Source organism: Psychrobacter sp., assembly GCF_036731945.1.
In the GTDB taxonomy this organism is placed as follows: Bacteria; Pseudomonadota; Gammaproteobacteria; order Pseudomonadales; family Moraxellaceae; genus Psychrobacter.
Map to the genome: position 1 here is coordinate 86,297 of NZ_DAINDI010000001.1, position 13,406 is coordinate 99,702.

The window sequence follows — 13,406 nt, forward strand, 5'->3', positions numbered from 1 at the left end:
AAGAACACTCATATAAAACGATGCTATTAAAGGATGGTATTAAACCGCGGTATTAAACAGGTTACTAAGTATTGTATTGAGCATAAAATTAAAACAGCAAGCACAACAACATCACCCATTTTGGCTGAAATTTGCTACAATATGCCCAATTTTGAGTTCCTATTTTACCAAGCTTTATACTGACTACATACCAAGTCTGTTATTGCCTGATTTTATTAATATATTGAGAGCATGTTATGGGTTTTAATTGCGGCATCGTCGGTCTACCAAACGTGGGTAAATCCACCCTGTTTAACGCCTTGACCAAAGCGGGTATCGCCGCTGAAAACTTTCCTTTTTGCACCAAAGATCCCAATACCGGTATCGTACCTGTGCCAGACCCACGCCTAAAAAAATTGGCTGATATCGTCAAGCCCGAGCGCGTATTGCCGACAACGATGGAATTTGTCGACATCGCAGGTTTGGTCGCTGGCGCCTCAAAAGGTGAAGGTATGGGCAACCAGTTTTTAGCTAATATCCGCGAGACCGATGCGATTGCCCACGTGGTACGCTGCTTTGATGATGATAACGTCGTCCACGTTGACGGCCGCGTCAGCCCGATTGACGACATCGAAACCATCAATACCGAATTGGCATTGGCCGATTTAGAAGCCGTTGAACGCGCTATTACTAACTTAAGCAAAAAAGCCAAAGGTGGCGATAAAGACGCGACGGCTATGCTGGATGTGTTCAAAAAAATCGAGCCATTATTAGCAGAAGGTAAAGCCGCACGCGGTGCCAATTTAGACAAGGACGAGCAAAAACTGATCAGAAGTTATGGTTTGATTACCTTAAAGCCAACGATGTATATCGCTAACGTAAGCGAGGATGGCTTTGAAAATAACCCATATCTAGATGCAGTGCGTAACTATGCGACTGGCGAAGATTCTATTGTCATTGCCCTATGCAATCAAATCGAATCTGAAATTGCTCAGCTTGATGAAGATGACAAAAAAGACTTCCTAGCTGAAATGGATATGGAAGAGGCTGGCCTTGATCAAGTGATTCGCGGCGGTTATGATTTGCTTGATATGCAAACGTATTTTACGGCAGGCGTCAAAGAAGTCCGCGCGTGGACAGTCGCTGTTGGCGCCACCGCTCCTGAAGCCGCTGGTGTGATTCATACCGACTTTGAACGGGGTTTTATCCGCGCTGAAGTCATTGCATATGATGACTTTATCGAGTATGGCGGTGAAAAAGGCGCAGCTGCTGCTGGCAAATCACGTTTAGAAGGCAAAACTTACATCGTGCAAGATGGCGACGTGATGCATTTCCGCTTTAATGTTTAACGTTTAACTTTTAATACTTACAAGTACAAGCGGATTGCGTGTTTACACAGTCTTAGTAGAGAACAACCAAAAGCCAGCTTCAACGCTGGCTTTTTTTATTATAATAAAGGGAATAACGTTAAAATAATTAACTTCTCGAACAACAACGATAAAATAAAATGATAAAAATAACGGACGATAAATGATGACTGTTTCTGTTAATCAAACTACGAATTCCAGCGACCATTGGGCAAAACTATTTAGTGCTCAGCGTTTAGGCAGTCATAAAAAAGCCCCTGCCGAGGACAGCGCACGCTCCTCCTTTCATAAAGACTATGACAGACTGGTATTTTCACATTCCTTTCGTCAGCTGAATCAAAAGACCCAAGTTCATCCACTGACCAATCAGCTCGGTATTCATACGCGGTTGACACATTCGCTAGAAGTTTCTTGTATTGGTCGCTCTTTGGGTATCATGGCAGCAGAGAAGCTGCATGATAAGTTGGGCGGCGGCTTACCGAACGGTGTCGCGCCCGCTGATGTCGGCGTCATTATCCAAGCAGCTTGCCTTGCCCATGATATTGGCAATCCACCGTTTGGTCATGCCGGTGAATACGCCATTCGTGACTGGTTTATGCATCCTGACCGTAAGCAAATCTTGCAAAATCTGAATAATAACGAGCAATTAGATTTACTGGCTTATGAAGGCAATGCACAAGGATTTCGTATATTAACCCGAAATGAGCACCACCCTGATTTAGGTGGTATGCGCTTAACTTGTGCTACTTTGGGCGCGTTTATGAAGTACCCTTGGCTTGCCACTCATAGCAACCCTATTTATCAAGGCAACCATACCACTAACATGCAAAAATTTGGCTGCTTTTATAGTGAGGCGGCGCAGTTAGAGGAGTTGGCAGAAACGTTAGGCTTGCCATATTCAAAGCAGCACGATGGCTTTGCTCGTCATCCGCTGGCCTATTTATTAGAAGCGGCAGACGATATTTGCTATGCGCTAATAGATTTGGAGGATGGCATCAATTTGAATATGCTAAGCTATGCAGAGGTTGCGGCGATTTTTTATGAGCTGATTGGTGAGCGCCCCGATACGCTTGCTCTACCCACTCAAGTGTCAGTCAGACAGCATTTGGCATCGCTGCGGGCACGGGCAATGATGCGTTTGGTCAATGCCGTCACCGATGCCTTTGTAGCCAACAGTGATACTATGTTGGCGGGGACGCTACAAGGCAGCTTGTTTGCGCACTGTGAGCCGAGCGTACAAAGTGGCATTAACCAAGCTAAGCAATTGGCACGCGAAAAGATATTTAATCACCCAAGTAAAGTGCGCATGGAGCTGATGGCCAATCAATGCTTGCAGCGCCTGCTCGATGCTTTTATGCCACTTGCCTGGATAAAAGAGACAAATGAGGCAAATGAAACCGATGCCTCGATAGGCCAAATATCCTTTGAACAGCAGCGTTTGCTAAAATTACTCCAGCCGCATCTCGATGAACATCGTCGTGTTCTAGCAGATAATACCTATGATAATATGCTTAATGTATTAGATTTTATCACTGGTATGAATGATCATGAAGCCTATCGACTGGCGCAAGAGCTACAAGGACATTGGGGCACCATTGTTTAAACAACGTGTTTAAGCAGCGCGTTTAAAAAGAAGTTTAGAGGCAATTTAAAATCGAGCCAAACTAAAGTTTAAGTAAACCATCAACGATAACCGTCTATTTCATTCGTATTTTCGCAATGAAATGAGTATGATAGACATCTATCAGGCAATTTTGAAATATTATGAGTAGTCGCGAACAAAAGAAACTCCAAACTCGGCACGCTTTTTTTAATGCGGTGCTTGATTTATGTATGACAGGACAGTCTTTTAGCTCAATCAGTCTCAGACAAGTCACGCGCGAGGTTGGTGTGGTGCCGACGGCGTTTTATCGTCATTTTGATGACATGGAGTCGCTTGGTCGCGCCTTAGTCATCGAAGAGTTAGGCGATACGATGGCAACGTTAAGTGAAAACTTACAAATTGGGCGCAAACGTAGCTTTGAGCGTCAAATCGCTAAAAGTATTCAGATGTTTTTATATATGGTCAGTGAACAGCCTTGCTACTGGCAGTTCTTAGTTAGTGAGCGTTATGGCGGCTCAGAAGCGGTACGCAAAGCCATCAATGAGCTGATTAAAAAACACGGTCAAAGTCTCGCAGAAGATTTGGCGCTACAGCCGGCGTTTACCCACATCAATACTTATGATCGTAGACTGTTAGCGGAAGCTGGGGTCAATATGTTTTTTTCTTGGATTATTGACTGGCTCGAGCTGACCTATACCGAAGACCATGATGATGAGGTCGACTTGGCTGAGATTGAAAAGAAAAAACAGCTGATGCTGCATAATTGCACGCGCCAAGCACAAATGCTTTTTTATGGTGCCTATAACTGGAAGTCTACCGAAGAAACCCGTTTAAGTGATTAATTAGGCTTATTTTTTGCATGCTATTTATTACTAATTATCTATAACCATTAGAAAATTGGCCTAAAAGCCCAAAGTCGCTGCGTTAGCACACGCACCTCTTTGGGCTTTTTATTATCAGCATTTTTAGTATTGCTATTCGCGTTATTAGCATCACTGCTATTTTCATTATTGCTACTGTTATTTGCTGCGTCGCTATCAGCGGTCGTTTTGCTAATGATAGTAGTCGCAAAGCGTTGCCTTACCTGACCACTATCCGCATTATCACTCGCAGTAATAAGTGCCATAAAGGCTCGGCTATCAACCGCTAGTAATGGCGTCAAGGCTCTGCGCTCCTCTGCTTTTATACTACTTAATACAGGCAGTTGCCAAACATCATCGACAGAGCCGAAGGCTTGTTTTGCTCGCAACTCAACGATACTCTGCATTTGCTGGCTGCTCGCCCCTTCTACCAAGGCAGCAAGCAAAACGGGACGGGCGGTATTAATATTAATGGGTAAATAATATGGTACCGCCGTGATATAGGGACGCAGTGTCGCCAATACTTGCGCATCAACGCCCTTTACCTCTGCTAATTGATCGATACTAAGCAACGCTTGGTTGGGTAAAGCTGTATCCGCGCCGCGATTGGACTGCTGAGCATATACCACACTTTCATCACCGCCATCTTGGTAGACCTCGCTGTCGGCATCTTGATAATCAAGTAGTGCAATGGCGATATCAGGCTCTAAATTTAGCTGTGTTAGTAGCCTTTGAAAGACGGCCAATGCAGCAGTATCGACAGCGCCATCATGATATAAATTATTAATAATAAAACGACTGCCCTCATCGCGTAATTCGATGCCGATGCTATGTCCGCCTAGCGTATAAGGCGGTATTGGCTGCGCCCAAATATCCTGCTCGCTATCGGTATCATTTAATTTAGCATCAGCACGAATCAAGGTAACGGCCAATTGCTGACCTGCGTTGATATCTTGTAAGAGCTGGTTTTGGTCAAACAATAAGCCGCTGCGCCTAATGGCAATCTTTTGGCTGGCAAGCATTGCCCCTGCAACCACAGTAATACTAACCACCAATAATAAAATAGTCAGCAGCGCGACGCCACGTTGCGAATCGGCTTTCATAGAGGTTATAGGCATCGTTGGTAACCTAGTTGGCATAAATAATTTCTGTCATTGACCAAAAGGGGTATTTTCATTAATGCTGCCTGAATTATTATCTGCTCCATTGCCATCAGCTTCGTTATTAGTGTCGCCGTTATTATTTTTATCATCGCTATTAGCATTAGGATTATTAGGCATATTTTTATGACTGGTATTTGTACTGACATTTGGTATCGGCTGCGGCGTCAGTGCCCATTGCCAAGTAATCGGCATATCCTGATAAGTAAAGTTGAGCACGACCCCTTTTGGTAACAGTATAGTCTCAGACGTTTTATTGGCTGAATTCGCCAACTGCCCTGATACGGTATTATTACTGGTACTGTTATTGCTGCTGCTGCTGTCTTTATTGGGAAATTTGGTGCTTAATTCAGGTAAATACGCTTGCCAGCGCCCAGCCGTGACGCCTTCAAGCAATACACTATCTAAGCTGATGCTGTCACTGCCAAGACTGGTATATTGACGACGAATTAAGCGCTCATCAGCAAAAATGTATTCGATATGCTGCACACTCGCGCTGCTCTGATAACGTGGATCAGGGTCGGCAAAACGCATAAAGCTGATACGTGCGCCGTCTAGGCTCATAAAGGGTTCGGGCGCTGGTGCGTTTTCTTGATTGCTATTGCTGGCGTTGTTATTACTACCATTATTATTTGCGGCATTATTGGTTGTAGCGTTATTGGTTGAGGCGTTATTAGTTAAAGAATCAGCACCCTGCGTATCCACTGCCTGATAAGGAATCATTTGGTTCATATCTTGCTGTAATTGCAAATAGGCATATTGCAAAACTGCTAAATTATCCGCATGAAATTGCGCCCGTTCACGCGCACGGTTAACGCCATCAAATACTTGCCAGCCAGCCACCGCTAACATGGCAAATATCGCCATCGCCACCATCAGCTCAAGTAGAGTAAACCCATGATTTGATTTCATGGATTGCCTCTATTAGGATTTAATAAGCTCAAATCCAAACTACCAACCTCTTGCTCAGCATTACTTAGCATGACGTTGATATCCGTCACTGCGCTGCGTGTCTGTCCATCTACAATGGGCGCAACAGCGATATTTACCTGTTTTAATGCAGGTGTGATGGCGTCCGTGGCGGTCATTGTCACTTGCCAATCACGACCTTGGGCATTGATAGTTTGGGTTTTATTGGCCGTCAGCCACGTATCTTGAATGCGCAAATCTGCTGCCGCGTTTTGTGCAACAAACTGCGCTAGCGTGCGAGTACGTAAGACATCGACTGAGCTTAAATACGCACTACTCGCACGGCTCGCGGCAGCGGCAACGACGGCCAAAATTGCCAAAGCAACCATGACTTCAATCAGGGTAAATCCTTGCTCATGCCTTGATATAACAGGCTTTGGATTTATGTAGGTCGATTTGGCTTTATCTTTGTTAATCATCAGCTACAGCCCTTGTCCTATCGAAATACTACCATCGGGCATAATTGTAATCACCTCACCCACCAAACGCGAATTATGACGCACCTCAATCGTCACCGGCGTGGCCTGACCTGTGCCAAACCATAGTACTTGCGGTACGTTTTGGTTGGTAAACCACGGCTGCAGCGCTTGGGTTTGGCCTGCGGTTGTTTGCTTCCCTGCATCTAGGCTTTGCACGCTTAAGCTCACACCCGTAGGAAATGCAGGCAGACTAACTTCTGGCTCAATATCCCAGCTTGGTGTGGGCACTTTATCTGTAGCAGCTGGCATATTCGTCAAATCTGCTGACAGCTCCATGGCGTTCTTAGGCGTACTATCGCCTCTAGAAGACGTAGAATCTTGAGTTTGATAGGCAATATACGGGTTTGATAGCGTGTCAATGACCGGCGTAATTTGACCTTGTTTATCGGCTTTTAAGCTTAGACCCATGGGCGCCATACGCTCAGCAGATAATAGACGTACATAGCTCAAAGCATCTGTTAAATGCTCATAAAAGGCGCGGTTTTTGCGTGACTCACTACTACCGACCGACAAGCTCATCATGCCAGCAAATATGGATAGAATAACGACCACCACTACTATTTCTACAAGGGTAAAGCCCGCTTGCCCGATACGGATGTGCGCGTGAGAGGCTGTTATTGAAGATATCGAGGAAGTCGGTTTTGACATACAGAAGTCATCTAGAATGGTGTCATTTTATTAGAAATGATACTGAATTGGGTGGTATGAGTATGATGGAGATAAAACGATAGATATGCCCGATTAAAAAAATAAATCTGTACACATGTTAGAAGATAATTTAACGTGTTGCCATACAGAAGATAACAACACGGACTTTTATAAAATAATAGCTGACTGCGTTTAAAATAGAATAAAAAGCTAGTAATTGGTATTACGGTGCTCTTCTGATTCAGTATCGATTTGCTCTACCAGCTCTTGCATATCCTCATCCATTACCTCGTCATCGACCGCTGGATAATGGCTTGGCAACTCAAGCATTTGCTGCACAAAAGCATAACGCAAGGTATCACGGCGACCTAAGTAGCGCTGATAAAAACTTGAGTTTAATAATCCTGCGCCGCCTTGACCCATCGCCCAAATCGAGGACAAATAATCGCGCGTACTTAAGCTGCTATGCTGCTCTTGAAGATACGCACTGATAATATCAATCAAACGCTTCATGCGCTGACGACGAATATCGTAAAGCTCACCAAACAGGCGATTCAAACCCGTCACCGATGCCGCCAAACGCTCTTCGATTTGGTTAAGGAGCATGGCTTTTTGCGGATTAAATAGTTGCTGAAAAATCATCCGCGCGACACCTGCCGACGGACAGTCATCAATACGGTTAATCTCAAACAGCTGCTCTTCATAACGGATAATAATACGCAGGTAAAGCTCATCTTTACTAGAGAAATGCTTATATAAGGTGCCTTTAGCCAAATCAAGCTGGTCTGCCAAACTGTCCAAAGTGATATCACCATCGCCTGACTCAAGTAGCAATTGCTCTGCCATCGCTAAGATATTCTCTTCTCGTGCCTTGAACTGGTGCTGACGACTCATAATTTCTCCTAAAAACTGACAATATCATGCATACCACCGCTCCTTATATCAGTATACTGGCAGCCCGCGTATAAAATGCATAACGGCTATGCCAATATCATCGAAGGAAATATGCTTATGTTTGCTAAATAGTCATTGATAATCATGTGGTTAGATTTAGTCTTAAAAAAAATTAAAACATAAATCTCAAGACCAGTTAATAAATGACTGATTGGTCATAGCATAACCATTTTAATGATACTGTGCCAGTAAATTTTCAAAGTTTTTTGCAGTCAGGGCACCCACTTCCTCGCTACTATAGCCGTACATCTGAGCAAGATAGCTTGCCACGTATGGCACATATGCGGGCTCATTGGGCCTGCCACGTTTAGGTACTGGTGCCAAATACGGGCTATCCGTTTCGATCAGTATTCTATCTTTGGGCATATTTTTTGCAGCATCTTGAATGATTTGTGCACTCTTAAAGCTAACAATGCCTGAGAACGAGATATAAAACCCTAAGTCTAATGCCCGTTTTGCCGTCTCCCAGTCTTCGGTAAAACAATGAATAATACCGTGTTCAGCGCCTTCCGCTTTTAGGATATCAAGCGTATCTTCTTTAGCGTCACGCATATGCACGACAAGCGGTTTCTTTAGGTGTTGGCTGGCATGAATATGACGCGCAAGGCTCGCTTGCTGCTCTTTTTTATTGTCCGTCGACCAGTAATAATCCAGCCCCGTCTCCCCTATCGCCCACACGTGCTCAGCATCAGCCATTTCTATCAAGCGCTCGACCGTCGCTGATTGTAATACACTAATATCTTCACAGGGATGAATGCCAACGCTCATGCCGAGATTTAGCGCCTCGTCATTATAAGTGCTAACAATATTGGCAACCTCATCGTATTCAGCAAAATCACACATAATGGCCATCGCGCGGGTGACATTGGCTGCTTTCATTGCAGCAATTGCACCGGACAATTGACCATCATACTTGGTTAAATCCAAACGGTTTAGATGGCAATGCGTATCTGTAAACATAAACAATCTCGTTAATAAAAAACAATAAATAGAATTATCTTAAAATATGAATTTGGTAATAGTAATAGTATTAATTGCTCTGATAAGCTGGCTTTTCAAGTCGTGTTTAACAAACGTCTATATAAAGGCTTTTTTATCCGAGCATTTTTTTAAAGAATAGTTTTTTGAATGAGGTGTATTTTAGAGACGTCCTTTAATGCAGCGGCACCACACGCATCACCTCTTCTATGGTCGTTAACCCTTCGCTAATACGTTTTGCTCCCGATAAACGCAGCGGCTGTACGCCTTCGCGGTACGCTTGCTGCTTCAACGTATCCAAATTGGCATCGGCTGCGACTAATTTTTTTAGCTCATTGGATAATGGCATAATCTCGTACAGACCAACGCGGCCTTGATAGCCCGTATGGCGACAGTGCTCACAGCCCTGCGCCTTATAAACTTGTGCTGGTACAGGCGCGCGCCAAGGTTGCACCAATTCTTGCCATTGGATAGCAATCTCGCTATCTGGCGTAACATCAACGGCTTGCTTACAATGCGGGCATAATGTCCGTAATAAGCGCTGCGCCATGACGCCCAATATCGTTGCTGAGGTTAAAAATGGCTGAATACCCAAATCATGTAAACGGGTAATAGAGCTTGGTGCGTCGTTGGTATGCAACGTTGATAGCACTAAATGCCCCGTCAAAGACGCTTGCACTCCCATATTCGCCGTTTCGGCATCGCGAATCTCACCAACCATAATAATGTCTGGGTCTTGACGCATCAAAGAGCGGATACCATCGGCAAAATGCAAATCAACCCCTGGATTGACCTGCATTTGATTAAAAGCTGGCTCAATCATCTCAATCGGATCTTCAATCGTACAGACATTGACCTGCTCGGTGGCGAGCTGCTTAAGCGTACTATACAAAGTGGTGGTTTTACCTGAGCCCGTCGGACCGGTAACCAATATAATGCCATTAGGATGGGCAGTCAGCTCATGCCACGTTTCAAGCTGCTTACCCGACAGACCAAGCTGGGCAAATGAGCGCACCAGCACTTCTGGGTCAAATACGCGCATGACAAGCTTTTCACCAAAAGCAGTCGGCATGGTAGAGAGACGTAGTTCAGTTTCTAAACCTTTGGGTGTACGGGTTTTTAGGCGTCCATCTTGCGGCTTACGCTTTTCTGCGACATTGAGCCGTCCCAAAATTTTAATACGGGCGGTCACTGCTACTATAATGGCAAGCGGCATCTCATAGACACTATGCAGCACCCCATCGATACGAAAACGCACCTTGCCTGTTTCGCGGCGCGGCTCTAGATGAATGTCGCTTGCGCGCTGCTCAAAGGCATATTGCAATAGCCAATCGACCACTTTGACGATATGTTGATCATTGGCATCGGGATTGGTGTTATCGCCCAGCTGTAATAACGCTTCGACGTTGGTGACGTCCGCCGCTGCGCGCTTATGTAGGGAGTTCGCGCCCGCAATCGCTTGTGTGACCTGATAAAAATCTTGCCGATAGCGATTGATTTGTTCAGGATTGATAAAGACCGTACGATAGCTTTTTGATTTAATGAGCTTTTCAATATTGCCATGCCAATCGGTATAAAACGGCTGATCGGTACCGATAACCACTTCATCAAGCGTCACTTCAATCGGTAAAATATGCTGCGAGCGTGCATACTCAAACGACATCAGCTGCGTTACCGCCGGTACATCGACCTTTAACGGATCAATACGCACAAGCGGCATATCTGCTTTGGCAGCCAGCCACTGATTGAGCCACGCCAGCGTCAATTTATTCTCAGAATTGCTATCAAGCGCGTGACCATTTGGCAGCCCAAATTCACTAATCGTAATCAGCGGATGCTGCACCTTATTACGGCGACTGGTAATAACAAGGTTATAGCCGCGTTGATCAATCACCCTATCTGCCAATAATTCATCTAGGCACCAACGCAAATCAATCACTATCGAATATTTTTGAGCAGACATAGTTATCTTCTTTTATAGTTTTATTCTTATAAGATTTAAGGCATTTGGCAGCGGCGATGTTTACTACGATTCTGATACTTACTTTCATTCTACTATAACGATACTTGTTATCTGTAATTCATCTGATTCCAGCAACTGGAAACTGACATCAACAGATTTATAACGCATGACAAATGACGTATTTATCTCTGTACGCCGATAAGCAGGGCGTGGGTCTTGGGCTATCAAGGCTTTAATCGTATCGAGATCAGACCTTAATAACCGCTTTTGGATTTTATCAATGACTGTCTTGACGGACGATTGCTCATTTTGCGCATTTTCTTCCGCTGCATTATCCGCACTTTGATTGGCGATAATTTGCCCAAATTGCTCATAAGCTAATTTAGTAATACTCACATCCAACAAGTGCGGCGCCGAAGGCGCAAAACCGCTTTGGGCATCAGGCAAGGCGTCACTATAAGCCACATAAGGCTTGATATCGATAATCGGCGTCCCATCTATCATATCAGCCCCGCTAATAATAAGTAACACCCGTCCTTCGACAATCTCAATGCGCTCAAGCTTGACCACAGACAACCCTAGCGCAGATGGACGATACATACTGCGACTGGCAAATACACCTATTTTTTGATTGCCGCCCAAACGCGGCGGACGCACCTGCGGACGAAAGCTACTATCATTTTTATCTTGCTGCTTATTATTGAGTGAATGCTTGTGTTTATCCAATTTGTCTTTATATAAATAGTTATGATGAAACTGCCAACTGATCCAAATATGACTAAAATCCTCCAGTCCGGCAAATGCCGCTGGCGTATCATATGGCGCGAGCATTTCAATGACACTAGTCATAGCTACTAAATTTGGCTGCCTCGGTGCGCCAAACTTTTGCGACAGCGGCGCACGGTGGTAACCGATAATGGGCGATATATGATAGTTAATAGCGGCGGAAGTCTGACAAGTCATAAATCAAATCCCAAAAGTAAATAGCTGATAATACATGGCATGCGGCAATGATAGAAAATTACTCGCTAACGATATTCCATTTTATCATGGTACAGACAGGCAGCTAGGCGGATTTTTATTTTAAAGTTTGTTATGATGAGCGAGAAATTTATTGAGAATGGCTTGCATTCATAAAGGGCAGGTTTATAAAGTACAAGCAGCAAAGTTTACTTTTACGGGCAGCGCTGTTGTTTGCTAGAATCTGACGCCTTATAAAACCTGATAATAATGTTAAAATAACGGTTTTTTATCCGTGTCATTTGCTTAACATATCATTTGCTTATTAGCCTGAACTGATAATTGATAAGCGCTTAATCTTATTCACACTTTTTATTACTTTAAAAATTTTTGTTTACCACCATTTTTAATGGGCGAATACACATTACCACTTACTAACGAGGGCTTTATGTCAAAACTCCGCACCGAAACGGTCACTGAGGTTCATCATTGGAATGACTCTCTATTTAGCATCAAAACCACGCGCGACGATGGCTTACGCTTCCGTAATGGCGAGTTTGCGATGATTGGTATCGTTGTCGATGGTAGACCGCTATTGCGCGCTTACTCGATTGCCAGCCCCAACTACGAAGAGCATTTGGAATTTTTCTCTATTAAAGTTCAAGACGGTCCGCTAACCTCGCGCTTGCAGCATATCAAAGTGGGCGATGAGTTATTGGTCAGTAAAAAACCAACGGGTACTTTGGTACTAGACGATTTATTACCGGGTAAGCATTTATATATGCTATCAACCGGCACGGGACTTGCACCCTTTTTAGCCTTATCACGCGATCCTGAAGTCTATGAGCGTTTTGACAAAATCATTTTGGTACACGGCGTGCGTCAGGTGAAGGATTTGGCTTATCGTGAAATGTTTGAAGAAGAGCTGCCAAACGATGAAATCTTTGGTGAAGAGTTCCGTGAGAAGTTTATCTACTACCCGACTGTTACCCGTGAAGAATTTAGAAATACTGGCCGTATCACTGATCTGATGAAAACAGGCAAATTCTTCGAAGATATTGGTCTACCGCCAATGAATAAAGACGATGACCGCGTACTTATCTGCGGTAGTATGCCATTTAATGCGGATATCTCTACAATTTTAGACGACTTCGGTCTCACCGTTTCTCCACGTATGGGTGTGCAAGCGGATTATGCGGTTGAACGCGCTTTCGTTGGTTAAAAATAAAATTTTATCGTAAATAGTATAAATAATTCTTGACGGCTAAAAATAGGCTGCTATAATACGCAGCCTATACAGAGATAACCCTGTAGCCCAATTCGATATTGTCTAGCAATAAAGACTTTATCACCTAACACGCCGGTGTGATGGAATTGGTAGACATGACGGATTCAAAATCCGTTGCCTTTAAAAGCGTGTCGGTTCAAGTCCGACCCCCGGTACCATATACGAAACCCTCGCAATCTATCGATTACGAGGGTTTTT

General features: G+C 44.1%; 12 protein-coding genes and 1 tRNA gene. 5 read left to right on the plus strand and 8 right to left on the minus strand.

Annotation, left to right across the window (positions count from 1 at the left end; all coding sequences use genetic code 11):
• The first annotated feature begins 236 nt into the window (after positions 1–236).
• The 3 genes from ychF (at position 237) to V7D75_RS00365 (ending at position 3,791) form a co-directional block, all read left to right on the plus strand.
• Positions 237–1,328, plus strand: coding sequence for a redox-regulated ATPase YchF (gene ychF / locus V7D75_RS00355; RefSeq protein ID WP_068405531.1), 1,092 nt, complete (start codon positions 237–239; stop codon positions 1,326–1,328).
• Positions 1,329–1,512: 184 nt separating this feature from the next.
• Entirely contained in the window at positions 1,513–2,949 is a 1,437-nt protein-coding gene (locus V7D75_RS00360) for a deoxyguanosinetriphosphate triphosphohydrolase (protein ID WP_333612954.1), read from the plus strand.
• Between the two features lie 161 nt (positions 2,950–3,110).
• Entirely contained in the window at positions 3,111–3,791 is a 681-nt protein-coding gene (locus V7D75_RS00365) for a TetR family transcriptional regulator (RefSeq protein ID WP_333612937.1), read from the plus strand.
• Between the two features lie 47 nt (positions 3,792–3,838).
• On the opposite strand, the gene gspK is transcribed toward V7D75_RS00365, so the two are convergent.
• The 8 genes from gspK to V7D75_RS00405 all read right to left on the minus strand — a co-directional run bounded on the left by gspK (position 3,839) and on the right by V7D75_RS00405 (position 11,923).
• Positions 3,839–4,927 carry a type II secretion system minor pseudopilin GspK gene (gene gspK, locus V7D75_RS00370; protein WP_333612938.1) on the minus strand — a complete coding sequence of 363 codons (1,089 nt, stop codon included), beginning with the start codon at positions 4,925–4,927 and terminating at the stop codon, positions 3,839–3,841.
• Between the two features lie 33 nt (positions 4,928–4,960).
• Complete coding sequence (locus V7D75_RS00375) at positions 4,961–5,881, minus strand: prepilin-type N-terminal cleavage/methylation domain-containing protein (RefSeq protein ID WP_333612939.1); 921 nt, start codon at positions 5,879–5,881, stop codon at positions 4,961–4,963.
• Positions 5,878–6,357: a type II secretion system minor pseudopilin GspI gene (gene gspI / locus V7D75_RS00380; RefSeq protein WP_333612940.1), complete on the minus strand. Its 480-nt coding sequence runs from the start codon at positions 6,355–6,357 to the stop codon at positions 5,878–5,880. Before gspI ends, V7D75_RS00375 begins: the two co-directional genes overlap by 4 nt.
• A 3-nt stretch (positions 6,358–6,360) precedes the next feature.
• Positions 6,361–7,065 carry a prepilin-type N-terminal cleavage/methylation domain-containing protein gene (locus tag V7D75_RS00385; RefSeq protein ID WP_333612941.1) on the minus strand — a complete coding sequence of 235 codons (705 nt, stop codon included), beginning with the start codon at positions 7,063–7,065 and terminating at the stop codon, positions 6,361–6,363.
• Between the two features lie 210 nt (positions 7,066–7,275).
• Complete coding sequence (locus V7D75_RS00390; RefSeq protein WP_149489853.1) at positions 7,276–7,959, minus strand: TetR/AcrR family transcriptional regulator; 684 nt, start codon at positions 7,957–7,959, stop codon at positions 7,276–7,278.
• Positions 7,960–8,190: 231 nt separating this feature from the next.
• On the minus strand, positions 8,191–8,979 hold the full coding sequence (locus tag V7D75_RS00395; protein ID WP_333612942.1) for a TatD family hydrolase: 789 nt from the start codon (positions 8,977–8,979) through the stop codon (positions 8,191–8,193).
• A 193-nt stretch (positions 8,980–9,172) separates the two neighbouring features.
• On the minus strand, positions 9,173–10,960 hold the full coding sequence (locus V7D75_RS00400) for a GspE/PulE family protein (RefSeq protein WP_333612943.1): 1,788 nt from the start codon (positions 10,958–10,960) through the stop codon (positions 9,173–9,175).
• Positions 10,961–11,044: 84 nt separating this feature from the next.
• Positions 11,045–11,923 (minus strand): SAM-dependent methyltransferase, encoded by an 879-nt coding sequence (locus V7D75_RS00405; protein WP_333612944.1) that lies wholly within the window; start codon positions 11,921–11,923, stop codon positions 11,045–11,047.
• A gap of 445 nt (positions 11,924–12,368) precedes the next feature.
• Here V7D75_RS00405 and V7D75_RS00410 point away from each other — a divergent pair, with 445 nt between their 5' ends.
• Together V7D75_RS00410 and V7D75_RS00415 are read left to right on the plus strand one after the other, a co-directional pair.
• Positions 12,369–13,142: a ferredoxin--NADP reductase gene (locus V7D75_RS00410; RefSeq protein WP_333612945.1), complete on the plus strand. Its 774-nt coding sequence runs from the start codon at positions 12,369–12,371 to the stop codon at positions 13,140–13,142.
• A gap of 137 nt (positions 13,143–13,279) precedes the next feature.
• A tRNA-Leu gene (locus V7D75_RS00415) sits at positions 13,280–13,366 on the plus strand.
• Positions 13,367–13,406: the final 40 nt, after the last annotated feature.